Here is a 24,340-nt window from a genome sequence, read left to right as displayed (position 1 = left end):
GGTATCACTTAATCATCTTTGGACATTAGGTTGGCGCAATATCCGCAGAGAGAGCTGGATTCGTCTGAGACGTTGTTGGGGGTGAGTGCTTCGTTGCACCTCGCGCAGTCGCCGAGCTCCAGGTGGCAGTTGGTACACTGATTTTCCTCTTCCCAGCAGATATAGGTTCTGGTGGCACATTCCGGGCAGACGCCTAACGGACTTTCCAGACCGTCCTTGGCGGCCCAATGGCTCTCTGCTTCGAAGTATGCGTCAAGAGCCGATTCCATCAACGCAATAGCGTCAATCTTCTCACCGCATTGACGACATTGGGCATCGGCAAAGCCAGATTCCGATCTCGACTGGTCTATCCGATAGACCAGGTGCGAACCGCATTTCGGGCAAGGTCGGCTTGCTTTGGCAAGGCTCTCGGACTGCCAATCGACACCCTCAAAGGTCTCGATACATTGACGCAGCTCTCGATCATAGACAGCTTTAACTGCAAGCATCGTATCCCAGCTTTGGCCGAGATGATCGTGCGGCTCCTCGTGGATCTGGCGAAACAGGTCGATGACAACCGGAAACGCTTTTGCAATCGCTTCCCTCGCCTTTTCGTGACTTACCTGTGTGTACAGGTGCTCCACGTCATTTCGAATCCGATTCAACTCGGCGAGTGCAGAGCGGTCTATCTTCAGGCTGAATGCGGAAAATCGCCCGGCAATCTCGTTGAAATCAATCGTCCTGGTGCTGGCTACGAACCGTACTCCGCCTTTCCCATCGGGTACTGCTTTATGGCGCTCGGCAAGCACATCTTCCAGACTTGCCTTCGGCACCGCCCGGGCCAAGACTTCTTTCGCGAGCAAGAGAGTCCCCGCATAGAAATTGCGCACTGCCGACAACGCACGTTTCGGATCGTTAGCCTCGAAATCTTCGATGCCAATTTGGATTGATTGAATGGCGTTATCAAAAAGGCTATTCATCCGAAAAACCGTCAAAAGAATGCGCTATCGATTTCGGCAGAAAATCGCGACCATCGTTTGATGCCCATTTCCACTTCCTTCGCGAGCGATTGAGTGAACCATCGAAGAATGGACCGCGTAAAACTCGACATGTGCGGACTTGCAGGATTCCTCCGCGAATCGAGAAGACCGTCACCACCGATATCAACTCAACTCCCCCAGCCGCTTGTAGTTTTACGATCGGCTTTTCACAAATCTGCGCGTCGCATCGGTCTTTTTCTGTACCCACGCCGTGATCCAAGGGTGCGTCCCCAGCGCCTTGCTGTCCATGACGAGGTTGCGATTGATGAGATAGGCAACCGCCGGATTCAGACGACGCGGCGTCCACCCGTAGCGCTCGCCTATCTCGGCCGTATTGCCGGGGAACGACTCGTCGTTGACGATATCCCTTGCCAGCGTCAATGCGTCGGCGGCGGGATCCGAGGTCGTGAAGTGCTTGTCGAAGGCGACGAAGAGTTCGTCCTTTGGCAACGCACGATCGAAGCTGACTGTGAAATAGGCCTGCAGTTCGTGCAACGCGTCGCGTACATCATCCTCCGACAATGCGGTTTGCGTTGCCAGCTCCTGGACGGTCAGTTGAGGATCGCCAAACATGGCTGTCTCTGAGGCTTCCACGAAGACCTTGGCCACGGCCGTCGCAGCGGGCGAATATCCCGTCTCAATTGCAGGAACGGAGAGCGGCGGCGCTCCGAGCGGAGGTTTGCGCAAGATGCCATGAATATCGTTGACGAGTTGGCGGACGTCCGCGTCGAAATCATCGATCGAGGGCGAGAGCATTCCGGCCAGCAAGGGCGGCAGCGCGCTTGCCGCGAGGCCGGACCGAACGGCGATAAAGCGGGTGTTTTCGTTGAGCTTCCGTACCAGTCCGGCATCCATTTCCTGATTGACCCAGGGTTTTGTGATTGATGCAGGCGTCAGCAAGACGAGGAAATGTGTGCAGTCTGCCAGGCCTTCATCGATCTTCTGCCGCAGACTGTCGCCTGCCCCGATGCACCAGCCTGCCCACCATGTGTCGATGCCATTGGCCTGAAGCGCGGCTGCAACCTGCTCTGCGAGCTGCCGGTCTTCCCGTGCATAACTAAGAAACGCCCGAGGCGAAGTTGAACCGACAGTCGAAGCAAACGTCATGTTTTCGAGCTCTTCGGCGGCGAACCGCTGTTTCACCAATGCCAGGAGTTCGGGCGAGCCTTCCACGGAAAACGACAGGTTATCGAGCCGATCGCCGTGAACGACCACGGTGGGAAACTCGCCGGTTGCCGGGAGGCGAACGGCCTCGAGGCGTTCCCGCATGGCGTTGGCCACTTCTTCGACCACCGACTGCATCAAGGCGCCAGCGATGTTCTCAGGTCGGACTGACCTTCCACCTACCTTGAATTTGATCATGCCACCTTAAATCTCCCGCTATCTCTACGGCTTTGCCACGAGCTTGGTCCGGATCAGACTGAACAATTCCGCCTGATATTGCGCGTCGTGCAGGGCCTGGTGATCGCCCTTCCGACGGGGCGCCAGCCGTTCCGCCATCTTGCTCGATTTCGTCTCGGCCCAGTCGCAGCCGACCGCGCCCATATAGAGGGCCTTGATGTCTAAGGCCGTGAAGCCGAACGGATTGCTGCCCAGAAAGCGGTGAAAATAGTAATTCACGAAAGACCAGTCGAATGGCGCATTGAGTCCGACGAACACGATGGACCTATCGTTTTCGGCAAGGCCTGCGAGCCAATCAGCAAAGGCCTGCATGGCCGCTCGTGGGTCAAGCCCGTCGCGGGAGAGCTTATCGAGCGACAGGCCGGACACTTCCAAGGCTTTCGGGTCGGCATTCCTGTTGATCGGCTTCAATTCACAAGAGAAGACCTTGGTCAGGTCGCCGACGTCGCAGGCGCCGATCGACAGCAGGCTGTATTCGCCGGGGATTGGGCCTGCGGTTTCAACATCGACGGAGACGAAGACTTCCTTCTTGCGCGTCATGAGATCAATGGCTCCGCCGGGACGAGGGATGGTCGGGTACGGATCGCCTGCCAATGCTCACGAAACGCGCGCCTGCGATCCTCGGTGGCGCCGCTGTTCTTCCAGTGCAGACCCGAGAATGTGGTGATGTCAAATGGCAGATTTGAGCCCTCACGAGCCGTGACCATGGTCGGCAGGCCGCGCCCGAGCGCGTAGCCCAGTTCGAGGAAACAGTTCGGCCGCCCTCCCGTAATGTCGGCGATCACGACACTGCTTCGATGCAACTTCGCGAAGATTTCCTGGTCGATGCGGGAATGGTCGTAGGCTTGCCGGCCATCAATCACGACAAGCCGATAGCCGAGTTCGTTCTCGATCACGGGCTGGACGACGTTATCGAAGAAGCCCTGAACATCGGCATAGTCCGGCAAGTCCGGATTGAGCAGCCGCACCGCGAAAGCCTTTGGCCTTTCCAACGCTTCCAGAAGATCGACAAGGACTGCAACGCGATCGGCGACGGACTGGCGCGCAGGAAACCGGATCCGGTTGAGCCAATCGTGGGCGTCTCCGTCATCCGCAATCTGGAACAGGCGGCGGGTTTGGCTGGAGGTCAGCCCGAAACTGTAGAGCCGGCGCGCGCCCGTCGTTTCCGGCGACACGGGAAGATGGAGGGGAATGATCGGCTTTCCGGAATCGTGGTAGAGATTTGCGAGATAGAGGACCCCTTCCGTCCCACCGAGCGCGACAAGAATATCGCCGAAGCGGGCCTGGGCCTCCATGCGCTTGCTGGCCATGTTCCAGTGCGCGGCATTCTCGATCTTGACCATTGGCGAGCTACGCAGCTCGTCCCACAGGTCGACATATTCAGCCGGGACCTGATCTTCGCTTTTGTGATGCTGGACGGCGACCGCGAGCGGGCCCGAAACATTCGCCGGACGTGACGCGAGGCTCTCCTTAAGCGTCTTCCAGATCAGCCAATCGAAGCAGATCGGAAGGCCGTCGGATTTGCGCAGAGGTTCGGCGTCGACAGGGACGACGAAATTCGCGCCGCGACGGACCAATTCCTTGACCAGCGCGGCAACGAGCTCGCGGGCCTGGTTGACGTCGGCGGTCGAGGCGACGGCAAGGTCTTCGACGATGCTGCCGGCAATGTGGATGCGCCGACCGAATAGCGGGGAGCGCGCCATCAGCGATCCTCCATCACCGGCGACGCGGCGATCCCCGCCGCGGCAAGCTTGAGGTGGTCGAAGCGCAGCGGCCCGCTCGGGAAAGCTTTTGCCAGTGCGGCCGGATAGAGCCTCGTCCTGATATCCGAATAGGTCCACGGCGGCTTGCCTGCCCGCGCTCCGGTGGCCTCGACGAGCTGCGATAGCTGAATGGGCGTGAGGGACAGACCGGCCAGATCCATCGTCAGCAATTGGCGACGCTCGTCATCGGTCGGACGGCGGAACTCCTCGATGATGGCAGCGCGGCGGCGCAAGGCGGGATCGAGGACCGACAGCCGGTTGGTGCATAGGATCACCACGATCCGGCCGCCATACTGGCGCAGGTCATCGACGCCCTGAATAAGCGTGTTCACCGCCACCTTGTCTTCGTGGTGGCTGTGCTCCTGGGCACGCGAGGCGCCGAGGCTATCGCCTTCGTCGATGATCAGGACCGCGCGGCGGTGCTTGCCGGCGGATTGAATGACCTTCTTGAAGGCTTCCGCGATCAATGTCCCCATCTCGCCGACCATGCCGCTGCCGCGGACGCGGTTGCTCAATTTGAACAGGATAGAGTCTTCGCTTCTGGCCTCAATGACCAGCTTGTTGGCGATGCACTCCGCTGTTGCGGTCTTGCCGGTGCCGACATCGCCGTGAAAGATCACCAGCGGGTACTGCTCGGCGACGAGATCGCAGATCGGAAGGCTCTTGCCGTGGTTTTTCTGGCTCCAGCCCGCCAGTTCGCGAACATTCAGCAACAGACGAAGCTGGTCGTGGACCCGCGCATATCGGGTATCGAAGCCCAGAAGGGTCTTTTCGCGTTTGGCCAGCGTATCGCTGGGTAACGGCGTCTCGCTGTCGAAGATGCTGGGTTGACTCACGAGGCCCAATCCTTGCGCTGCATGCCGTAGGCGTTGCTGACATAGTTGCGGCCGCCGGACGACGAGAGAGCGGCATGGCTGGTATCGTCGTAGCAGGTCACCCAACCGATTTTGAGCTTGCCTTTCGTGGCTTCACGTGCGGCGCTGGTGTAATCGTCGGTGTAGCTCAGCACGATACGAAGCTTGGCTCCTGCGACCTTCGGCCAGAGGACGCCGCCGGGCCGGCTCGTGGACAGCGAGCCGGCGTCGGTATCGACCTCGAACCTGACGGCCTTGATCTCGACGCCGTTGCTGATCAGCGTGACGTCGACCCATTTGAGGTAGCCGGCCTTGGCCAGGACCTCGACGTCATGGGCGTAGTTGCGGGCCTCCTCCGGCGTCCAGCAGCCGGTGCTGTCTGCGATCATCACGAGATCGGCGTTGACGCGCCGAACGACGTTCTCGATGTCGACATAGGTGTAGGTCGCGCTCGCGCTTCTGACCTGGGTCATGCTCATCTTCAGTCCTCCGTCTTGAAGCGAGGGCCGAAGATCTCCTTCCAGACCTCATTGTCGTTCTCGGCCGATGCGAAATTGGCGGTCTCCCAAGCCTCCTGGGCGGCGGCGGCAATTTCTTTCCGCTCCTCCTCGGAAATCCGGCTGGTCACGTTGTTGAGGCTGTAGACCGGATCGAGAATGACCACCGGATCGGAGAACGTCGTGAACGGCGCGACATTCTCGGGAAACTTGATTTCTTCCTTCAACTGCGACTGCGCGACGTAGAGGAGGAAATTGCGGAAGCGCTGTTCGATGCTTCCGCCATTGCCCTGCTTGGCGAGGACATGCGCCATGATCAGCTCGATGGCGAAGGACTTCAGCGGCTTCAGTTCCGCCTGGTTGCGCCACTTCTTGGCCATGCGCACCAAGGTGCGGAAATCCGCGTCCTGGTCCTTGCGGTCGCGGACGAACTTGATCTGGCAGGGCGCGCATGTCTGCGTCTTCGTGCCGTCGTGAATGTCGAACTGCCAGCCATAGCCGGCACGGTTCTCGTCTTCGATGACCGGCACGATATCGACGCTGAGGCCTGTTCCCACGAAGGTGACGGTCGCCGCCTTGCGCTGGATTTCGAAATCCTCGACCGACTTGTTCGGGTACTGCTTGATCAGCAGAGCGTAGATCGTGTCGTTCAAGCTATCCAGCGTCTCCTTGCTGGCGTCTCGGCCGGAGATATAAAAAACGACATCGACATCGACCGGATCGACAGCGGTCTTCCGGAGAATCGTGTATTTGGCGAAGGAGCCGGCCTTCACGACCTTGGTGATCTTGATCTCGGTTTTGTCGCGAACGGTCTTGCGGAGTTCATCGATCAGGCGATCGACCTGCTCGTGATATTCCTTGCGCTTGTCGGCAGGCAAGCGCAGCACGTTGCTGTCGTAGTACCGCAGTTGCGTATTGTTCAACATCGCTGCTCGATTCCTTCTGGTCGGTTTCGCCCTCGCCGGTGGCTGAACAAAATCGCGCCACCGTGGAACTTGTCCGACCCAGACCGGTTTACAAAACCGGGACGATGGAGCGGAATACCGGGCCATGTAGGCTCAATTTTCCGCGTTTCAAGGGTTTTCGGTTTACAAATTTATGCTCATATCATAGTCCTGTAAACCGACGAGGCAAGGAGGCCCACATGATCGGACACAAGCTTAAGGTCGCACGGTCGGCCTCGGGCCTGTCGCTGCGTGGCCTCGCCGACGCCATGGACGGCATTGTATCGGCGCAAGCCATTGGAAAATATGAGAGAAACGAGGATATGCCGAGCTCGCGGGTGCTGATCGCCTTGGCGGCGGCGCTTCACGTGACGGAGGATTACCTGCTCAGCGAGGACGAACTTGCCCTTGAGGGCGTCGAGTTCCGCAAGAAGGCGGGCACGTCATCCCGGGAAGAAGCCGCCCTCGAAGCCCGCGCGATTCACATGCTGGAGCGCTATCTCGCGATCGAGGACTTGCTCCAGATGCGCAGCATCGATTGGGAGCAGCCACGAAGCGCACCACATCCGGTGGCCGATGTCCGCGACGCCGAGGATGCGGCTCGCTCTGTCCGCGAGGACTGGGGCTTGGGAAACGATCCCATCCCGCAGCTCGCCGAGCTCCTGGAGGAGCGCGGAATCAAGATCCTGTCGCTCGATCTCGACGATATCGACGGACTTGCCGCCAAGGTGCGACGCAAGGACCGCAACGCTGCGCGAGTCATTGTCATCAAGCAAAGCACGTGGTCGGAGCGGAAGCGCTTTAATCTCGCCCATGAGCTCGGCCATATGGTGCTGGCCCCGTCCCCCGGCGTCGATGAGGAAAAGGCAGCGCACCGTTTCGCCGGCGCCTTCCTGATGCCGGCCGACGTCCTTCGGGCCGAAGTCGGGGTCAACCGCTCGTCGATCAGTCTTGGGGAGCTGGTCGCGCTCAAGAAGCGGTTTGGCGTCAGCATCCAGGCCATCGCCTATCGCTGCAAGGATATTGGCATTATCAACCAGTCCGCATTTGGCCGGCTGTTCAAGATTTTCTCCGAACGCGGATGGCGAACGGCGCCCTATGAAGAGCCAGGCCGGATGAAGCCTGAACTTGAGGAGCCGAAGCGATTTGAGAGACTTTGCTATCGTGCATTGGCTGAAGGGGTCATTGGTGAAGCGCGGGCTGCCGAACTGCTTGGAATAACGGTTCGCGAATTGGATGCCCGTCTGGATCAAATTGCGGCGTAAATACCTTGGCGGTCCTCGTCTCCGACACCTCGGTTTTGATCGATCTGGAGCGAGGCGACTTGCTCGAGGACCTGTTTCGTCTCCCTTTTGAGTTTGCGGTCCCCGACCTGCTCTTTGTTCGAGAGTTGGCCGGGGACCTTGGCGATCGCCTCACTGCGCTTGGCCTGCGGGTCGAAGAGCTGTCTCCGGCAGAATTGACACGCGCGACGACGGTCCGGCGGCAACGTGCTCATCTCTCTACGCCGGACACGTTCGCGTTTGCCATCGCAGAGGCACGCCAATGGACTCTTCTGACAGGCGACGGAGGGCTGCGCGAGTTGGCCACTTCCGTCGGGCTTGAAATGCACGGCGTCTTATGGATCTTCGATCAGCTCGCCGACGGCAATCTCTGCGAACTCGACCGGATGCACGCGGGGCTGACAACGATCTCGGCGCATCCCAGATGCCGGCTTCCCGCAGCGGAGGTCCGGCGTCGGCTCAATCGGTTCAGTACGTGAGCGGGGCGACAACCGCTTGCTGCCGACCGCGATGCACTTCTCTTCAATCACGGCCGTGCTGTACTATGCCCTTATAGGGTGGAAATGAAGGTGTGCGGAATAGCGGGAAAGTCATGAACGAGGCAACGAATAAGGCTGCCGCAGAAAAAAATGCAGCCAAAATGGAAGAAATCAAGAAGCGGCAGCAACTGCTTTTCGATGCGTTTCGATACAAGGATGTGCTCGGTGGCCGCTACTTTGCGCCCGCGGTGGATCTCGAACGCGAAATTGGCGCGAAGCTATCTGACACGTACTACGGCCATCGAGTTCTAACGGACAGCTTTCTGGACTTCTTCGGCGGCACGCTGCTCCAACAGATCGAGCTCAACAACCAAGTCGGCTGGCCGAAAGAAGAGCAGAATTACGCCACCTGCTTGATGATGTACTTGATGATCTTTCGGAGCATTCGGGCTTCGGACATTGCGTCAGTCCATGCCTATCCCCTTCAAGGCTACATTATCCAACGGAGTATCAAGGACCAGGCATTCGTCCTTTGTGCGGCAGCGAGCGGAATCGCGGGGTTTGGCCGCTTGTTCGGTTGGGAAGGGTTACCCGAAGGGCAGCCTCCGGAGGCGCGCCAAGACCTCGTGATTAAGAACCGCCGGAAGGTTGAGGGGATGATCAAGGATCGCTTGATCGGCTCGAAGTCAGACCTAAACCCTGAGACTATCAAGCTTTTGTTGAAACTCGACCAAATGTTCAATATCGAGGCACATAGGGGACTATTCTCGCTGTTCCGCGAGTCTCACAAGCTGCTGGTCGAGCACAAATTGGACGTGAGCCTCGTGCCCCCGCCGGATCCTCTCAGGGATGCGATGTTCGTCAATCGGGCCACCGAAACGAATTGGATGGTTCATCGGCTCGTCCCGTACATGCGGCGCCAGGATACGCCAGCCGACGAACAGTGGGTGAAGAACTGGAAAATTCTCGACGACCACTTCCGTTGGATGGTCGAAGGGCTCGGAGCGATTGGGAAGGAGATTGCCACGGCATTCATCGAATTCATCGATTCCAAGTTTAAATTCGATGCGTCAACGCACTATTCGGAGCCCAAGATTGTCGAGCCAAGAGAGCGATTCTAGAACACACCGCTACGTATGGAGAGGCCGCGCCGCATCGACGAAGCCATCTTCACGACTGAATAAACTCTCGCAAGGAATCCGGACAGGTGTGCATGGCCAACGAGAATAACGTTGTAACTGTCGGCTTGGCAGCAGAGAGGTTTTTTCGACTTTACCATGCACATTGCACCGCACCCAGCCAAGACACGCTTTTCTCTTTGCTCGAAGCGGGACACAGCCTCAATGATCGAATGAAAAGAGGGACCAATCTCAACTTCTTTGATTTTCCCGAGTTTACAGCCCTCAAGTGCCTGAGAAATTATTTCCATCATCAGCAAGAATTGCGGCACGTTGTCCGGCTAATTCCAATCGCGAATTATCCAATCGTGACCGATCTAGCCGTTCTATGTCTTGTGCCCGCAAAGATGGTAGAGGCCGCGATCGACGAGACGCCCGCACGGCACCTGGAAGCCGCGCAGAAGGCCGCTCGTAAAGTTTTCCATTGGTATGGCTCCGTCGTCAACATAAACCCCTCTCTGTTTAATTTCGTTGTCTTGGCCTATGAGCATTTACGCTCCGCCGAGGTGACATTAAGTGGCTCCGCGTTCGAGGAATTCGAAGTGAGCTACCGTTATGAAGTAGAGAATGGCTTTTCACACTTCGTAGACGGCACCCTCTCGACCTTAGCAGGTAGCGTCAGCCAGCTCTTGGACGACATCATGAGCACAAAGTTCAGCCGTTGACCGGCGTATGATGTGCTAAGATCTGGGCGACGACCGTGCCCGAACGGCCTTCTCAATGCTCTCCACGAACGCCTTGATCCGATCGGCCGTATCCTGAACGAACGTCTTGGTGAAGACTTTGAGCTCGTTCCCGTCCTTGTCGAAGCCATTCCGATGAACGCAGTCGTGGCGCAAGATCACTGCCTTGAAGAGGGTCGACTTTTCCTGGGCCAAGTTCAGGATACGAATGCCAAGCGCGATATTGTAAAGAACATCGACCTTGGCGAGATTGTGATACTGGATCGAACGAAGGTGCCCACGCACTTTTCTTTCGACCAGAGCCGGGTCCTTAGTAATTTCGGAGAGCGTGAACTTCTTCTTCGCAAGATCGTCATCCTTGTCGATTAGGCGCTTAAAGGCGTCTGCATCAGCCTCGATCTCGTTTATTAGCGTGTCAGCCAGATAGGCTTCCATTGCTGTGATCTGATGCGAAAAGATCATCCGATTGACCAGGCCACCTCCATTGTCACTTCCATGGTCTGCAAGCAAATCGCCGGTCTGGTGATAGGAGTTCATGAAGATTGTGAAGGGGTCATCGGGGACAGAGTAATCGACCCAATCATCAGGATCGGGCTCGCCATGATCAAGGCCGTAGTCGAAATCCTCGATCACCTCATGAGCCCCGGCGTTTGTCTCATGAAAATTCTCGATACCGGACGGATATTCCCAAAGACCCCACGTCAACCTCCCCAGTTTGGGGTGATCGAGCATTGCCTCGTAGTGAGTTTCCGGCCCCATCTGACGTTCGTCGCTACCGACCACATCCCAGTCGAGTTCATCGCACTCGATGCCGTAGATGTTGCCAGTCGCGCTGTGTCTGATCCGAGCTATCCCCCGGCAGTAGACTTCCATTAATTTCCCTCAAAACTGGAACCAACGTTATCGCTGAAGGTGTGTGTGTGGCAGAGATTCACAATCCAGAAGATCCCGCAGTTTCCTTTCCGTCGCATGGACGATCACATCTCTGCATCGGGAGCGACGAGTCGTTGATCAAGGCAAACGGGAGCATGGCATGCCATCCCAGCAACTGGGTGACGCTCAACTGACGGGAACTTCCAGTTCCTTCACCTCGACGAGCGTTGCAATTTCCGAATAAAGGTCCACGGCTTGACCGGGTGCTGAAATGGAGATGAGCAAAGAATAGCGCGCCTTGTCCGTCACCCGCCTTTGACCGACATGCGATTTCCACCAGCCTCCTACGGGATAGACGGCGATCGCGTCGTGGCTGGCAAGTTCGATCGCGGGTCCGCGCCAGAGGTCGCAGTGGAGCGAACCGGCTTGGATCGCCTTGGGGCCGAGCAGCCAGTAGCTTTTCTCGCCTTCCGGTTCGGTCCCGTCCTTTGCCTGGCTGGCGGAGATGCGGCTTCTGAACCGCGCGTCGGTTTCCGTTCGATTTTTCATCGCGAAGCGAAGCCCGAACGAGCGATAGGTATCGGGCCGTGTGGCCGCCTTGCCGGTCAGGTTCGGCTCGATGAAGTAGGATAGCGTCACTTTCATCATGACGCTCTCATTCTCAATCCGTTCCAGCACCGTGCGAGGCCAGGGTAGATCGTAAAAGTGCATCTCGTTGAACACGCCGGTTCGTCCATCTGCACCGAGCGCGAAGGGTTGGATCTCGGCTTCAGCAATGAGCGTGACGTCATTGTTTGCCGAGAGAATCGCACGCTCGATTTCCGGGACACCGAACCCGACCTCGCGCAAAATTTGCTGTTTGGTAGCCTTTGATCCGCTTTTCCAACTTGCACCACGCCCGATGAGTTTCTTGCGGATCGGTTGCGGCCATTGCGCCGAGTCGACGGCGAGTGCGCGATGCGTCTCGGCCCATCGAGTGGGCAATGCAGCTTGCAACCGTCCCATGAAATTTCCGGCCATTCCTACAGCCGCGCTCGTTGCCCAGAAAGGCACCAATGGCTCCGCCACGACATCCGAGCCTGGTGCGAGCAGTGACACCGACGGCCCCCAGCCGCAAAAGCCTGAAGCATCCGAGAGCATGTTGCCAGCCTCGAACAACACTTCCGGCTTGATCGGCGTCAGATCGTCGGGAAGCAACTGCGATCCGCGGCTGAAGGGGCTGCGGTGGTTGGCAGGCACAACAGGTTCGAAGGCCGGTGGCGGTGCTGGTGGTTGCTCCTTGCGCGTGAAACCACCGATGGTCAGCGCGTTCCAGCTCTGCGCCGGATCTTCGAGCGGCTGCGACTGCACCACGTCGACCATCATCCCGCCGGAGATATTGCCAGTGGCCGTCAACACCAAGCGCTTCGGACGCTGCGATGCAGGCACGCCATTGGCGGGATCGCCAGGCATTGAGCCGGCAGCGACCTGATCGAGCGCTCCACTCCAAGTCGACGGACGATCGGGCGGAAAATCGGTCGCCGTCGCGGCGATGCAGAAGCTGCGACGTACATCAGGACGCGCGATCTCGACCAAGGCGACGGCGCCTTGTGTCACGACGCCATAACTCGGTGGCTTTGTCGGCGGAAACCCGTTTGGCGGAAGCAACTTCATGGACTCAGCAGCGTGTGTCAGCGTGACAGGCTGCGCGTCGTTCATTAGCGGCTCCAGGTCGCCGTAAAGCACGAGCCCCGCCAGCGGCGTCCCGTGTCCACCGTCCGGATGATGATCGTCCGTAAGCCATGCTGTATCGTAGGCCCATGCACCGGCCAGGCCAGGTGCAATTAAGGGATGAGCTGCGCTGACGCCGGTATCGAGCGCGCACACCGCCGGCGCATTTCCGGCCGGCGGCGTCACGCGGCCAGCCAGCTCCGCGACCCAGTCATGTTGTCCCAATCCGGTCGCGCCGCGCCGGAGAAACGGCTCGATCGTGCCCGTCGCCCGTCGGATCTCTGTGAGCGCACCAGGCACGCGAGCCGCGAAGGCAGCGAGCGCGCCGGCGGAGGCATGGACGAACAGCACCGTGGTATCAGGAAAGACCAGACGATCAGTGTGAACATCGAGATTGGCGGCACGCGCCAATTCAGCAAGACGGTCAGCAATCACGATCGGCTGACGAACCCAAAGCTCCCACCACACGATGTCGGGCGCGGCAAGATCGACGGCGCCCGTGAACAGCGAACGGGCCTCTGTTGCGCGAACGGTCTCAACGGCCTCGAAGCGGTCAACATCGGGCCGTCGCTGGTTGCCGGGATCGCGGCCGTAGTCTGTGATCCGTCCTTGCAGGAAGTTGCGGGCATCATCCGGGACGAAGAGAAGCGCGCTTTCCGTCCTGTCCGTGTTCCGCTCGGAGCGGAGTACAACGACGTCCTGGGTCGGGAATTCCAGTGTCGATGGCACTTTAATGGCTTTGGTTCGCGACCCCTCGACGGGTGTGACCGTCGTGACTTCGACGATCGTACCCCGCTTCAGACCCTCGACAGGCAGGCGCGTGTCGACAGCCGGCGGCGGGAGGTTTCCCAGCGCGACGGCGATCTGATCGAGCAAAGCTGCCGCGTGAGCCGCATAGTCCTCGCGAAGCGGTTTACGCTCCTGCCTACGGGCCGGAAACGTGTAGGCCGCCGTCTCTCGAAAGGCATTGATTGAAATGTGTGTGCGGCTTCTCGCGCCGAAATCGTCAGGCTCCGCCATGAGACCCTACTTGCAGATGAGTTGTTCCTTTGCCTCCGGTCAGCGGAGCCTCCCTAACGACCGGATTGGCGGCGGAACTTTCCCTTGAGGGTCTGGCGGTTGTGAAGCGCGTCGCGCAACGCCTCGACCGACACTTTCGTTGCGCCTTCGAGAATTGCATCTTTAACCACGGCGTCAGCGGCTCGCACCAGTTCGCCCTGGCTAAGCCCTTCGAGGGTGGGCTCCAGTATCGGCCATGACTTCGAGGCGATCTTGAACTTGCCGAGGCGGCTCTCAACAATTGCCCGCGCCGCTGCGACGTCGGGCAGCGTGTATTCGATCACCTCGTCGAATCGCCGAGCCAGCGCTTGGTCGAGAATCTCGACATGATTCGTGGCGGCCAAGACGAGGCTGTCGGTCGAGTTCGGCTCCTCCATAAAAGCGAGCACCGAATTGAGGACACGACGGATTTCGCCAACATCGTTGGCCTCCCCGCGCCGAGCGCCGATCGCATCGAACTCGTCCAGAAGATAGACGCCGCGTGTCTGCGCAATCTGGTCGAAGAGCAGCCGCAACTTGCCAGCCGTCTCGCCGAAGAAGCGACTGAATAGCGACTCCAATCGCACGGTGAACAGTGGAAGCCGCAGTTCGCCTGCGAGCGCGGAGGCGGTCATCGTCTTGCCAGTGCCAGGCGGCCCAACGAGAAGCATGTGGGTGGTTGGTGTTTGGCCGTGCTCGCGCAAGGTGGCGCGTTCTTGCTGCTGGCGGACAATACGGTTCAGGCGGGCGCGAACGTCATCGGCCAGGACCATGCTTGCCAGCGTGATTTTCGGATAGGCGCTGTCGACCAGCCCCTGCAATTCACCTCTGGGCCGGGCCAACGGAATCGGGGTTTGACCGCCGGCCGGCTTGCCCATTCGCCGTTGATCGCGGGCCTTCTGGACGAGACGCTTCAGCTTCTCCGCCTCCTCCCCCCGGCCTTGGCGGGCCTCTTGGGCGGCGAGTTGGAGGGCGATGGAGAGGAATTGGTCCTCGTCGCCCTCAATGTGCGAATTGAGGAGCGCGAGAAGGTGTTTCGTCGACATGCTCGCCTCCTTTCTTCGACCGGGCGCGACTCGAGGATGCCCATAGACGCCTAAAATGGCGTAAAAGCGAACAAAACACTAACGGAATAAGGCGGCCCGCGCCATAGGTCGCGCGGAAATGGGCTGGGGACTTATCGGTACTCTGCGGGCGGGCCCCAGGTGATGGACGCCCGGGCCGACCGGCGTATCGCCCGATTCGAGGTGGCAGCGGCTTTGCGCCCTTATCGCACCAGACAGGCCGCGGAGCAAAACGATGATCGATGTCTTGCGAATGGGATTCTCAAAGGAGCATCTGCTTAAGATGACCCAGGAGGAACGCGCTGCGTTTCTTTTGTTCGGGTACACATCGAACCAAGCCAATGTGCTCTGGAAAGTAATCATCGCATCGTTGAACCGCGATCCGACCGACCCGGTCGATGCACGCGTCTCCGCGGCCCAAACCCAAGTCCTGGTAAGGCTCATGATCGGCGTGTTGTGGGAGGCTTGGCGGGCGGTCGAGACATATTTCCTGAAAAGCCCGCTCGGACGTGAATATCGGCCCTTGCTAGATGCAAGTGCAGGTGAAGCGCTGGATAGCTTGCAGAAGTATTTCGGTAAGCGGAACGAGATCGCCATTCTTCGCAATTCTTTCGCCTTTCACCATCCGAAGCCCAAGGAGATCGAAGCCGGGTTTCAAAATGCTTCCAACAGCGCAGACGTCGTCGACGACGAATGGGCTGTCTATTTTACGCGCGGGCTATTGAATTGCTGTTTTTTCATGTCGGACATGGCGATCGCGCACGGCATGGCTGAGGCGCTGAATGAAAGCGACGTACTGAATGCGCATAAGCGACTTCTTCCCAAATTGGGACCTATCGCCAATGAGCTTTCGGAGTTCACATTCGGCTTCGCGGCCGCCGTTTTCAAAAAACACGTCGGGCACGAGGTGTTGGCGGTCGTTGCCGCGAAATTCGATGACGTTCCGAATATGGACGACGTTACATTGCCCTTTTTTGTGGAACTAGAGCTTAAGGCTGGCGGGCTGCTGCGTCCCCATTTGACCCCACAGGAAGATACGAAGACCAGCTAACGTGGTGCGTCGCGGCCTCCCGGAACCGCAAACGGCGGTGAATTGAGGTTCTACCATTTTGGCGCCCAGTTCCTTCCCGACGATGACCGAAATTGAAAACTGGGTCATGTCGCCGCAGTCAGCCCCGCGCAGAACAGGAGCCCCTGTCATGTCGAGACTCGCAATTGCCCTCGCGTCGACACTCGCCGCAACCGCGGCCCATGCGCAAAATTCCGGCTCTGGACTGCCACAGAATCCCACAGTTGGCGGTGAGGACAGAACACGGCCATTTCTGTTCGATGCCCGATTGCCCGGTGACGGAATCCGGGAGCGCACGCACGGTCCCAATCATCATCCCGGCGTTGGCACCATCGTAATGCCCCCGAAAGCAAGCCAGCCTGAGCGGCGTTGAGGCTCCTACAGCCGCGTCTGTCGAAACTGCGCTCGCGCCTTCCGGAATGCTTTGTCCGTCGCCATGAAGCGCTGGATCATCGGCACGACCAGCTTGATGGGATCTGGTGCAGGAGTATTTCCGCCATCGCGCGCCAACACCTCGGCGTAAGCGGTCAGGTCCCGGTAAATAGCGCCTGGGAATTTGACCATGCGATTGACCGGCTTGTCATCCTCGATGGTCTCCAGCTTCAACTTGGTCATGACGGCTCCTTCGCCGCTCCATAGGGCTGCAATATGAGGTCACGATTGACGATCACGCGGACGGGGAATCCCGGCCGTATAGTGAGCGTCGGCTGAATGTTGAGCTGACGGCCGACGATTTGCCGACCGATCTGGCTGGTGCTGTTCGACGTGCCTTGCCGTAACGCTCGGGCAATATCGCTCTCATTGCCCGAATAGCCTGCCTCCGAGCCGACGCTGAGCAGCGTCGACAACAACGCCGCCTTGAAGAGCTGACCCCAATGATAGTCGACGTCGTCCTCGAGCCCGGAATAACCTTCGGCGTCGGCACCGGGCTGCCGCTCCAACACGATCGACGTGCCGTTCGGCATGATGATGCGATTCCAGACCAGCAGCACGCGCGACTGCCCGAACGCGACCTGACTGTCGTACTGACCGATCAGCCGTGCGCCTTGTGGGATGAGAAGCTGCTTGCCGGTCGGTGTATCGTAAACCTGCTCCGTCACCTGCGCGGTGATCGTACCGGGCAGATTGGATTTGATGCCGGTAATCAGCGCAGCGGGGATGACGGTGCCGGCCTGCACGACATAGGGCGACGCCTTCTCCTGCACGCGATCAGGCGTGACGGTGCGCCGATCGACGGCGGCATTGACGAAGGCGAGCTTGCGGTCCTGCATGTTCTGCGCCGCACCCGGATCGAGCGGCGGCGTTTCGGCCGGCAGCGTGAGACCCGCCGCCGGATCGACGCGGCCAATCGCGGGCGCAGATGCGACCGTCGCCTGCACGCCGCGGCTGTCGGTGAAGACCTTGGCGACGCGTGCGGCTTCGATCTCGGCGAGACGACGTTGTTCGGTCGGATCGGCGCGCGGCGTGCGGATATCCGGCGCGACGACGGGTTTGCCTTCATCCTGCGCACTCACGATCGGACGCCCCAGGTCGCCCGGCAGCGCCGGGCCGAGCTTGGGAATGCCGGTGTAGTCCTTCGGCAAGCCGGCGAGTCCGTCCGCCGGCGTGCGGTTCTCGGTGCTGTAGAGTTCGGTCGGCGATTGGTTGGCGCGGCGGTTGGCATCGAGCGCCCAGAACAGCGCGGCCATGATGGCGACGGCGCTGACGCTGCCGAGCGTGATGAGCACCTTGCGCGACAGGCGCGTGACGCGCGGCTGTTCGGGCCGCAAGCGCAGCTCGGCACGGATATCGCCGGGAGGCGGATTAGGTAGGTCGGTCATCAGAACAACCTCAGGCCACGCCCCGGCCGGCCGTCGGTGCGCACGATGCGCACGCGCTTCTCGCTGTCCTTGTCGCCCAGGCGCAGTTCGGCCGCGGCGAACAGACGATCGACGACGTAATAGTTCTGGCGGGCGCGGTAGTTGACCAATTCGGAATTGCCAGACGGTCCGATGACGAACAGCGGCGGCATCTCGCCCTGGCCGATCCCGGACGGAAACTCGATATAGATTTTGTTGCCGTCGTCGAAGGCGCGCAGCGGCCGCCACGGCGCGTCGTCGCCTTCGATCTGATAGCGGAAGTTTAGTTTCGAGATATCGACGCCGGACGCGACCGGCTGCATGAGCGCAGCCTGTTGGTTCCGCCGGCGCAGCGCGATCAACTGGTCCTGCGGATACTGCCACGATACCGAAGCCATGTAAGTCTTCTCGGTCGATCGCAGCTCCATGTGGTAGGTGCGCAGGTTAGTGTTGATGACGAGGTTGGTTTGAAGATCGGGCCGCGTCGGCTTGACCAGGATGTGGACCTGCGCGGCGCGACCGGAGCCGCTGAGCGTGTCGCCGACGATCCAGCGCACGGTGTCGCCCGCGGCGACCGGCCCGGCTCCCACAAGCTGCTCGCCGGGCTGAAGCGCGATGTCGGTTACTTGTCCGGGCGCGGCATAGACCTGATAGAGTGCGCCGACGACGAACGGATAGACCTGCACGGCATTGATGAAGCCGTTGCGCACGGGCTGCATCCGTGCCGCTTCGTTCGCTTGCGCCACGCGCTTCTTCGGATCGGCCGGTTCGGGTTTCGTCTTTCCCGCATTGACGGGCTTCAACTGGCCCGGCAGCGGCAACGGCTTCGGCAGCTCGACCACCTTCACCGGACCGACGGGATCGGCGCTGAGCACAGCGGGCGCGGCATCGTCGTAATTGATGTCCGGCGGAATGAACTTGTTGGCGCAGCCGGCGAGCGCCGTCGTCGCTAGGATTATGGCGACCAGCACTGACAACCGACGCAAGCTTCTGCGCGCGGCATTCTTCATATTGTTCCCCATCACCCCATCTCCTTCGACCAGTTGATTGCGTTGACGAACACACCGAGCGGATTAGCGCGCAGCTTGTCGGCGGTGCGCGGCTGCTGGATCACGACGCTCAGGATGGCGGTCCAGCGTTCCGTGCCGGAGAGCTGGCCGTTCTCGTAGCGGCGCTCTAGCCAGGCGATCCGGAAGCTCTCAGGTGATGCGCGGATGACGCTGGAAATCTCGACCGCGACCTGCTGCTTACCGACCTTCGCGAAGGGATCGTTGCCGCGCGCGTAATCGTTGAGCGCGATGGCGCCGCGATCGGTCGTGTAGTCGTAGGCGCGTAGCCAGTTTTGTCGCACGATGACGGGATCGGCGGGAATGCTGCGCACCTGCTCGATGAAGCGCGCGAGATGCCACGCGATCTGCGGATCGGTCGGCTTGTAGTCCGCGATGGCGGAGGCCACAACCTGCGCCTCGCCGAACTTGTCGACCTGCACCACCCAGGGAACGACGGTGCCCAGCGTCGACTGCCACACGAGCGCGGCCGCGAAGCCGCCGGCGAGCGCCAGTGAGCCGAAGGCCATCATACGCCAATTCTTGGCCTGAACGCGCGCGCTGCCGATGCGCTCATCCCACACCTGCGCGGCTTTGAGATAGGGAGTTTCGGGTTCGGGCGTGCGCGCATAGCGGACGGAAGGTCGGCGGAAGAGATTCATTTGCGGTCATCCTGGTCGAGAGAAACGGACATGGAGCCGCCGCCGTGATCGCCAGAGCGCACGGCATGGGCGGCGGCGGTCGCGCCGTGGCTCATGGTCTGGCTGCGTTTCATGCGCGCGGCCCAGTTGGGCGGCGCCGACGAAGCCGCTGCTCCCGCACCTGTCGCCCCGCCCGTTGAGGTATTGCCCGCAGCGACCGCCGACCCCGCAGATGCCTGTCCACCGGCAGCGTTCGATGCGGCGGCCCGGCCCGCCGCATAACTCGACCGAAGGGAATCCGCCCCCGACCGAAGGGATTGGGTGGCGCGCGACACCGCCTGCCGGACCGGTTGAACAGCCGCTCCAGCGCCAGCCTTGGCCACGCCACCGACGCCGGCAGCCGCCTTCCTCATACCGGATGCGCCAGAGGCCGAAGCCGACTGCCCGTAGGATTGGGCGACGCCGCCCGCGAGGTATGCGCCGCCGCGTGCGCTTGCCGCCGACAAGCGGCCGCCGGTTCCGATCGCGCTCGCCGCGCCGGAAATGCCCGCTGTCGCTCCCATCACGCCAGCCGCGCCGATGCCGGCGGCGGCAAGGCCGGTGCCAACGGCGGCTCCCGCACCGAGTTGCGGTGCGCCGGAGACGAGCCCGGTGGCGATACCGGGACCGAAGATCGACAGGCCCATCAGCGACAGCGCACCGAGCACGAGTGCCAGCGCGTCGGTGATGGTCGGCGTGCCGGAGAATCCGGTCGTGAACTCACTGAACAGGCCGGAGCCGATGCCGACGATGACGGCGAGCACCAATATCTTGATGCCGGAGGCAACGATGTTGCCAAGCACCTTTTCGGCGAGGAACGCGGTCTTGTTGAACAGCGCGAAGGGGATCAGGACGAACCCGGCTAAGGTCGTGAGCTTGAACTCGATCAACGTGACGAAGATCTGGACGGCGAGGATGAAAAAGGCGATGAGCACGATCGCCCAGGCGATCATCAGCACCATGATCTGCACGAAGTTCTCGAAGAAGGAGATGTAGCCCATCAGGTCGCCAGCGGCCTTGAGGATGGGAGTGCCGGCGTCGATGCCGACCTGCGCGACACGGCCGGGTTGAAGCAGCGTGTCGGCCGTCATCGACGATCCGCCGGCCTTCAGGCCGAGGCCGCTGAAGGACTGGAAGACGATGCCGGCGAGCTTGTTGAAGTTGCCGATGATGAAGGCGAAGAAGCCGATATAAAGTGTCTTCTTGACGAGACGCGCAAGTACGTCTTCATCAGCGCCCCACGCCCAGAATAGGCCGGCCAGCGTGATGTCGATGACGATCAGCGTGGAGGTGAGGAATCCGATCTCGCCGCCGAGCAGACCGAAGCCTGAATCGATGTAGCGGGTGAAGGTCTCCAGAAAGCGGTCGATGACGCCGGTGTTCATGGCTTCGCCCGCTCCGCATTGCCCTCAAGAAAATGATGGCGGCTGTCGGCCCACGCCTTCTTGCAACCGGCGTCGTCGAGCGCGGCGGCGCCGATCTCGCGGCAGCGGAGCAATTCGCCAGCGTCAGGCTCCCCGCCTCGGGATTTGACGGTTTGTTCTGGCGATCCCTCTGGTCCATTCGGACGCAGCGCAATGGCGCAAGCGGCCATGACAGTGGCAAATGCGAGGACAGCGACGACTTTGGCTGCAACTCTCCAATCCATGTCCGTCCCCTCAGTCGTGAAACATACGAACGGGTGTGGGGCTGTAGCTGCTTCCGATCATAAAGCGGCTGAACTGCTCGCGCGATTGCTCTTGCGCCGCGGCCTTGCGGGAGTTTTCAAGAGCGTCGGCCCTGCCCTGTGCGGCGAGCATCGCGGTGAGATCGGCAACCTGCCGTGCCTGAACGCCGAGAAGCTGGTTGCCGGCCTGCGTCGCCTGGAGCAGGCCGACGGCCGATTGGCTGGTGTCAAGCAGCGTGCTGGTCTGGGAGCGCGTGCCCTCGAGGTTCTGCACAGCGACAGCGCCCGCCTTCAGCGAATGTTCGTAGGCCGACAAGGATTGTTGCCAGCGATCGCGTGCCAAAGCGGCAAGTTGAGCGTCGGACTTGCCGGCCGCAAAGTTCTGGAAGGTCGGCGAGAACTGCGCCTCGATATTGCTGACGTTGTAAGCCAGCTTATCAGCCTCCCCCATCAGCCGCTTCATTTCGGCAAAATTGCCCTCAATCTGCGAGAGAACTGACGTCGGTAGCTTCGTTAGCTGCTTCGCTTGATTAATGAGCATCTGCGTCTGATTGGCGAGCGAAGTGACCTGATTGTTGATCTGTTGCAGTGCGCGCGCGGCAGTCAGAACGTTCTGCGCGTAGTTACTCGGGTCGTAGACGATGTCGAATGCGACCGCGCCGCCGGGCGCGAGCGCCACGACAAGCGCGAGCGCTCCCGCAGCGATCGAGCGGGGATAACTCAGGCGGGATACGGACAGAATCATGATGGCCTCTCCTGTTCTGACGGCGTGATGCGCGGCGGCTGACGCGTCGCGGCGGACGCATCGATCGCATCGATGACATTGGTGAGATTGGGAACGAGGTCGCCGGCCCAGGCGAGGTCGTTGGCGTAGAGCCACGCTTCGAGGAAGTACGGCCGTGCGCCGTCGCGCAGTAGCTCGTCGATCAGCGCGTGCGCGGCCTTGTCCGACGATGCGCAGAGCGCCAGTGCGACAGCGCCAAGACCAAGCTCGAACAGCCGGTTGCCGCGTCGTGACTGGCAGTAGTAGTCGCGCTTCGGGGTCGCCCGCGCGATGATTTCGATCTGCCGGGCATTGAGCCCGAACCGCTCATAGACGGTCATGATCTGAGGCTCGATGGCGCGTTCGTTGGCGAGGAAGATGCGTGTCGGGCAACTCTCGACCAGCACGGGCGCGATCGGCGACGCTTCGATGTCGGCAAGCGACTGCGAGGAGAACACGACGCTGACATTCTTTTTTCGCAGCGTCTTGAGCCATTCCTTGATCTTGTCGGCGAAACCGCCGTCATCGAGCGCGCGCCAGCCTTCGTCGATGACGAGTAGGCTCGGCCGTCCGTCGAAGCGGGCTTCGATGCGGTGGAACAGATACGAGAGAACCGCTGGCGCGGCCTTGGTGCCGATAAGTCCCTCGGTCTCGAAGGCTTGGACGGTCGCCGTGCCGAGATGTTCGTGCTCGGCATCGAGCAGACGGCCATGTGCGCCGCCGATGCAGTATGGCCGCAGCGCCTGCTTTAGCACCGAGGACTGCAACAGCACGGTCAGGCCGGTGATGGTGCGCTCCTCGACCGGCGCCGAAGCTAGCGAAGTCAGCGCGGCCCAGATGTACTCCTTGACCTCCGGCGTGATGGCGACGCCTTCGCGCAGGAGAATGTCGACCAGCCAGTCGGCGGCCCATGCCCGTTCGGGAACGTGATGGATGAGCGCCAGCGGCTGGAGCGAAACTGAGGTGGATTCCGCGTCCTCGGTGAGTGAACCGCCCAGGTCCAGCCAGTCGCCACCCATCGCCAGCGTCGCAGCGCGAATGCTGCCGCCAAAGTCGAATACGAACACCTGCGAATGATGATAGCGTCGGAACTGGAGCGCCATCAGCGCGAGTAGCACCGACTTCCCCGCCCCGGTCGGTCCCACGATCATGGTGTGGCCGACGTCGCCGATATGCAGCGCGAAGCGGAAGGGGGTCGCCCCTTCTGTCTTGGCGTAGAATAATGGCGGCGCGCCAAGATGTTCGTCCCGCGCCGGCCCGGCCCAGACCGCGGAGAGCGGCATCATGTGCGCCAAATTAAGCGTCGAGATCGGCGGTTGGCGGACGTTCGCGTAGGTCTGGCCGGGGATGGAGCCGAGCCAGGCTTCGATGGCATTGACGCCTTCGACGATGCAGGTGAAGTCGTGCGACTGGATGACCTTTTCGACCAGCCGCAGTCGTTCGTCGGCGACGGCGCGATCGGCGCTCCACACGGTGACGGTCGCGGTGACATAGACTTCGCCGACCTGATCGGAGCCGAGGTCCTGCAAGGCCGCGTCGGCATCGGCGGCCTTGTTGGCCGCGTCAGTGTCCAGCAACACCGACTGCTCGTTCGTCATCACCTCTTTCAGGATCGCGGCAACGCTTTTGCGCTTGGCAAACCATTGCCGCCTAATCTTCGTGACCAGCCGCGTCGCATCCGTCTTGTCGAGCATGATGGCGCGCGTCGACCAGCGATAGACGAAGGCGAGCCGGTTGAGGTCGTCGAGAATTCCGGGGAATGTCGTGGTCGGGAATCCGATGATGGTGAGCGTGCGGACATGGAAATCGCCAAGCCGCGGTTCCAGCCCGCCGGCAAGCGGCTGATCGGCCAGCAGCGCGTCCAAGTGCATCGGCGTCTCGGGCACGCGCACCTGATGCCGCTTGGTCGAGATGGTCGAATGTAGGTAGGTCAGCGTCTCGGCGTCATCGAGCCAGTCGGCTTCCGGCACAAAGCCTTCGACCAGGTTGAGCACGCGGTCGGTCCGGTCGACAAAATTTTTCAGCAGTTCCCACGGATCGACGCCGCCGTGCTCGCGGCCCTCATAGAGCCAGGCTTCCATGCGCGAGGTTTCCTCGGCAGGCGGCAGCCAGGCGAAGGTGAGGAAGTAACTCGACTCGAACAGGACGCCGGAGTCCTCGAACTGCTCGCGGCGCTCGATATCGAGGAGCGCGGATGCGGAGTCCGGAAACAGACTTTCCGGATAGTCGGTGGCGGGATGGCGCTGCGCCTCGACGAAGATCGCCCAGCCGGAGCCGAGACGGCGCAAGGCATTGTTAAGCCGCGCTGTCGTACCGACCAGCTCGGCTGGCGTCGCGCTGTCGAGATCGGGACCCCGAAATCGCGCCGTCCGTTGAAACGATCCGTCCTTGTTGAGCACGACGCCCGGCGCAACCAGCGCGGCCCAGGGCAGAAAGTCCGCAAGCTGCGCGCTCTTTTTCCGGTATTCGGCGAGATTCAGCATGGGCTCTCC

General features: G+C 60.7%; 23 protein-coding genes. 5 read left to right on the top strand and 18 right to left on the bottom strand.

Going from position 1 to position 24,340, the window contains the following annotated elements:
• Nucleotides 1–8: 8 nt before the first annotated feature.
• From OCA5_RS08290 to OCA5_RS08260, 7 genes are all read right to left on the bottom strand, one after another.
• Nucleotides 9–959, bottom strand: coding sequence for a hypothetical protein (locus OCA5_RS08290; protein WP_012563543.1), 951 nt, complete (start codon nt 957–959; stop codon nt 9–11).
• Nucleotides 960–1,172: 213 nt separating this feature from the next.
• Complete coding sequence (locus tag OCA5_RS08285; RefSeq protein WP_012563545.1) at nt 1,173–2,381, bottom strand: toll/interleukin-1 receptor domain-containing protein; 1,209 nt, start codon at nt 2,379–2,381, stop codon at nt 1,173–1,175.
• 24 nt (nt 2,382–2,405) lie between these two features.
• The gene (locus OCA5_RS08280; protein ID WP_012563546.1) at nt 2,406–2,960 is read right to left on the bottom strand and encodes a 3'-5' exonuclease; all 555 of its coding nucleotides are present in this window, start codon (nt 2,958–2,960) and stop codon (nt 2,406–2,408) included.
• Entirely contained in the window at nt 2,957–4,123 is a 1,167-nt protein-coding gene (locus OCA5_RS08275; protein ID WP_012563547.1) for a hypothetical protein, read from the bottom strand. The genes OCA5_RS08280 and OCA5_RS08275 overlap by 4 nt, the downstream gene beginning before the upstream one ends.
• Nucleotides 4,123–5,019 (bottom strand): AAA family ATPase, encoded by an 897-nt coding sequence (locus OCA5_RS08270; protein ID WP_012563548.1) that lies wholly within the window; start codon nt 5,017–5,019, stop codon nt 4,123–4,125. Before OCA5_RS08270 ends, OCA5_RS08275 begins: the two co-directional genes overlap by 1 nt.
• Entirely contained in the window at nt 5,016–5,510 is a 495-nt protein-coding gene (locus tag OCA5_RS08265) for an HORMA-1 domain-containing protein (RefSeq protein ID WP_244396062.1), read from the bottom strand. The genes OCA5_RS08270 and OCA5_RS08265 overlap by 4 nt, the downstream gene beginning before the upstream one ends.
• A gap of 8 nt (nt 5,511–5,518) precedes the next feature.
• On the bottom strand, nt 5,519–6,460 hold the full coding sequence (locus tag OCA5_RS08260; protein WP_012563550.1) for a CBASS oligonucleotide cyclase: 942 nt from the start codon (nt 6,458–6,460) through the stop codon (nt 5,519–5,521).
• A 218-nt stretch (nt 6,461–6,678) separates the two neighbouring features.
• Between OCA5_RS08260 and OCA5_RS08255 the strand changes: the two genes are divergently transcribed.
• From OCA5_RS08255 to OCA5_RS08240, 4 genes are all read left to right on the top strand, one after another.
• Nucleotides 6,679–7,743, top strand: coding sequence for a helix-turn-helix domain-containing protein (locus OCA5_RS08255; RefSeq protein ID WP_012563552.1), 1,065 nt, complete (start codon nt 6,679–6,681; stop codon nt 7,741–7,743).
• Between the two features lie 5 nt (nt 7,744–7,748).
• Complete coding sequence (locus tag OCA5_RS08250; RefSeq protein WP_013913042.1) at nt 7,749–8,240, top strand: PIN domain-containing protein; 492 nt, start codon at nt 7,749–7,751, stop codon at nt 8,238–8,240.
• Nucleotides 8,241–8,353: 113 nt separating this feature from the next.
• Complete coding sequence (locus OCA5_RS08245; protein ID WP_013913041.1) at nt 8,354–9,361, top strand: hypothetical protein; 1,008 nt, start codon at nt 8,354–8,356, stop codon at nt 9,359–9,361.
• Between the two features lie 92 nt (nt 9,362–9,453).
• Nucleotides 9,454–10,083, top strand: a complete 630-nt coding sequence (locus OCA5_RS08240; protein ID WP_244396063.1) for a hypothetical protein — start codon at nt 9,454–9,456, stop codon at nt 10,081–10,083.
• Nucleotides 10,084–10,098: 15 nt separating this feature from the next.
• Here the strand turns inward: OCA5_RS08240 and OCA5_RS08235 are convergent, their stop codons facing one another.
• The 3 genes from OCA5_RS08235 to OCA5_RS08225 all read right to left on the bottom strand — a co-directional run bounded on the left by OCA5_RS08235 (nt 10,099) and on the right by OCA5_RS08225 (nt 14,768).
• Nucleotides 10,099–10,974 (bottom strand): hypothetical protein, encoded by an 876-nt coding sequence (locus tag OCA5_RS08235; RefSeq protein ID WP_012563556.1) that lies wholly within the window; start codon nt 10,972–10,974, stop codon nt 10,099–10,101.
• A 186-nt stretch (nt 10,975–11,160) separates the two neighbouring features.
• The gene (locus OCA5_RS08230) at nt 11,161–13,704 is read right to left on the bottom strand and encodes a S8 family peptidase (RefSeq protein ID WP_012563557.1); all 2,544 of its coding nucleotides are present in this window, start codon (nt 13,702–13,704) and stop codon (nt 11,161–11,163) included.
• A gap of 53 nt (nt 13,705–13,757) precedes the next feature.
• Nucleotides 13,758–14,768, bottom strand: a complete 1,011-nt coding sequence (locus OCA5_RS08225; RefSeq protein WP_012563558.1) for an AAA family ATPase — start codon at nt 14,766–14,768, stop codon at nt 13,758–13,760.
• Between the two features lie 253 nt (nt 14,769–15,021).
• Here OCA5_RS08225 and OCA5_RS08220 point away from each other — a divergent pair, with 253 nt between their 5' ends.
• Nucleotides 15,022–15,837, top strand: a complete 816-nt coding sequence (locus OCA5_RS08220; RefSeq protein ID WP_012563559.1) for a hypothetical protein — start codon at nt 15,022–15,024, stop codon at nt 15,835–15,837.
• A 396-nt stretch (nt 15,838–16,233) separates the two neighbouring features.
• On the opposite strand, the gene OCA5_RS08215 is transcribed toward OCA5_RS08220, so the two are convergent.
• The 8 genes from OCA5_RS08215 to trbE are packed head-to-tail and all read right to left on the bottom strand — an operon-like array spanning nt 16,234 to nt 24,331.
• Nucleotides 16,234–16,470 carry a DUF2274 domain-containing protein gene (locus OCA5_RS08215; RefSeq protein ID WP_012563560.1) on the bottom strand — a complete coding sequence of 79 codons (237 nt, stop codon included), beginning with the start codon at nt 16,468–16,470 and terminating at the stop codon, nt 16,234–16,236.
• Nucleotides 16,467–17,675: a TraB/TrbI/VirB10 family type IV secretion system protein gene (locus OCA5_RS08210; RefSeq protein ID WP_012563561.1), complete on the bottom strand. Its 1,209-nt coding sequence runs from the start codon at nt 17,673–17,675 to the stop codon at nt 16,467–16,469. The genes OCA5_RS08215 and OCA5_RS08210 overlap by 4 nt, the downstream gene beginning before the upstream one ends.
• Nucleotides 17,675–18,715, bottom strand: coding sequence for a P-type conjugative transfer protein TrbG (gene trbG, locus OCA5_RS08205; protein WP_012563562.1), 1,041 nt, complete (start codon nt 18,713–18,715; stop codon nt 17,675–17,677). Before trbG ends, OCA5_RS08210 begins: the two co-directional genes overlap by 1 nt.
• Nucleotides 18,715–19,401, bottom strand: a complete 687-nt coding sequence (gene trbF / locus OCA5_RS08200; RefSeq protein ID WP_012563563.1) for a conjugal transfer protein TrbF — start codon at nt 19,399–19,401, stop codon at nt 18,715–18,717. The genes trbG and trbF overlap by 1 nt, the downstream gene beginning before the upstream one ends.
• Nucleotides 19,398–20,804, bottom strand: a complete 1,407-nt coding sequence (trbL, locus tag OCA5_RS08195) for a P-type conjugative transfer protein TrbL (RefSeq protein WP_012563564.1) — start codon at nt 20,802–20,804, stop codon at nt 19,398–19,400. The genes trbF and trbL overlap by 4 nt, the downstream gene beginning before the upstream one ends.
• A complete protein-coding gene (gene trbK-alt, locus OCA5_RS08190) occupies nt 20,801–21,067 on the bottom strand; it encodes a putative entry exclusion protein TrbK-alt (protein WP_042200768.1) in 267 nt (88 codons plus the stop codon). The genes trbL and trbK-alt overlap by 4 nt, the downstream gene beginning before the upstream one ends.
• 10 nt (nt 21,068–21,077) lie before the next feature.
• Nucleotides 21,078–21,830 carry a P-type conjugative transfer protein TrbJ gene (trbJ, locus tag OCA5_RS08185; protein WP_012563565.1) on the bottom strand — a complete coding sequence of 251 codons (753 nt, stop codon included), beginning with the start codon at nt 21,828–21,830 and terminating at the stop codon, nt 21,078–21,080.
• Complete coding sequence (gene trbE, locus OCA5_RS08180) at nt 21,827–24,331, bottom strand: conjugal transfer protein TrbE (protein WP_012563566.1); 2,505 nt, start codon at nt 24,329–24,331, stop codon at nt 21,827–21,829. The genes trbJ and trbE overlap by 4 nt, the downstream gene beginning before the upstream one ends.
• Nucleotides 24,332–24,340 lie beyond the last annotated feature (9 nt).

It is taken from the genome of Afipia carboxidovorans OM5 (assembly GCF_000218565.1).
GTDB lineage: Bacteria > Pseudomonadota > Alphaproteobacteria > Rhizobiales > Xanthobacteraceae > Afipia > Afipia carboxidovorans.
Note: the sequence above shows the minus strand (reverse complement) of the source record. Positions and strands in the feature narration are given on the sequence as shown.

Bases quoted from the DNA above. Each gene is read 5' to 3' on its own strand.
- OCA5_RS08275 (WP_012563547.1), bottom strand. From the start codon at position 4,123: ATGGCGCGCTCCCCGCTATTCGGTCGGCGCATCCACATTGCCGGCAGC.
- OCA5_RS08260 (WP_012563550.1), bottom strand. From the start codon at position 6,460: ATGTTGAACAATACGCAACTGCGGTACTACGACAGCAACGTGCTGCGC.
- OCA5_RS08280 (WP_012563546.1), bottom strand. From the start codon at position 2,960: ATGACGCGCAAGAAGGAAGTCTTCGTCTCCGTCGATGTTGAAACCGCA.
- OCA5_RS08290 (WP_012563543.1), bottom strand. From the start codon at position 959: ATGAATAGCCTTTTTGATAACGCCATTCAATCAATCCAAATTGGCATC.
- trbJ (WP_012563565.1), bottom strand. From the start codon at position 21,830: ATGATTCTGTCCGTATCCCGCCTGAGTTATCCCCGCTCGATCGCTGCG.
- trbG (WP_012563562.1), bottom strand. From the start codon at position 18,715: ATGGGGAACAATATGAAGAATGCCGCGCGCAGAAGCTTGCGTCGGTTG.
- OCA5_RS08230 (WP_012563557.1), bottom strand. From the start codon at position 13,704: ATGGCGGAGCCTGACGATTTCGGCGCGAGAAGCCGCACACACATTTCA.
- OCA5_RS08265 (WP_244396062.1), bottom strand. From the start codon at position 5,510: ATGACCCAGGTCAGAAGCGCGAGCGCGACCTACACCTATGTCGACATC.
- trbE (WP_012563566.1), bottom strand. From the start codon at position 24,331: ATGCTGAATCTCGCCGAATACCGGAAAAAGAGCGCGCAGCTTGCGGAC.
- OCA5_RS08210 (WP_012563561.1), bottom strand. From the start codon at position 17,675: ATGACCGACCTACCTAATCCGCCTCCCGGCGATATCCGTGCCGAGCTG.
- trbF (WP_012563563.1), bottom strand. From the start codon at position 19,401: ATGAATCTCTTCCGCCGACCTTCCGTCCGCTATGCGCGCACGCCCGAA.
- trbK-alt (WP_042200768.1), bottom strand. From the start codon at position 21,067: ATGGATTGGAGAGTTGCAGCCAAAGTCGTCGCTGTCCTCGCATTTGCC.
- OCA5_RS08245 (WP_013913041.1), top strand. From the start codon at position 8,354: ATGAACGAGGCAACGAATAAGGCTGCCGCAGAAAAAAATGCAGCCAAA.
- OCA5_RS08225 (WP_012563558.1), bottom strand. From the start codon at position 14,768: ATGTCGACGAAACACCTTCTCGCGCTCCTCAATTCGCACATTGAGGGC.
- OCA5_RS08220 (WP_012563559.1), top strand. From the start codon at position 15,022: ATGATCGATGTCTTGCGAATGGGATTCTCAAAGGAGCATCTGCTTAAG.
- trbL (WP_012563564.1), bottom strand. From the start codon at position 20,804: ATGAACACCGGCGTCATCGACCGCTTTCTGGAGACCTTCACCCGCTAC.
- OCA5_RS08285 (WP_012563545.1), bottom strand. From the start codon at position 2,381: ATGATCAAATTCAAGGTAGGTGGAAGGTCAGTCCGACCTGAGAACATC.
- OCA5_RS08240 (WP_244396063.1), top strand. From the start codon at position 9,454: ATGGCCAACGAGAATAACGTTGTAACTGTCGGCTTGGCAGCAGAGAGG.
- OCA5_RS08235 (WP_012563556.1), bottom strand. From the start codon at position 10,974: ATGGAAGTCTACTGCCGGGGGATAGCTCGGATCAGACACAGCGCGACT.
- OCA5_RS08215 (WP_012563560.1), bottom strand. From the start codon at position 16,470: ATGACCAAGTTGAAGCTGGAGACCATCGAGGATGACAAGCCGGTCAAT.
- OCA5_RS08255 (WP_012563552.1), top strand. From the start codon at position 6,679: ATGATCGGACACAAGCTTAAGGTCGCACGGTCGGCCTCGGGCCTGTCG.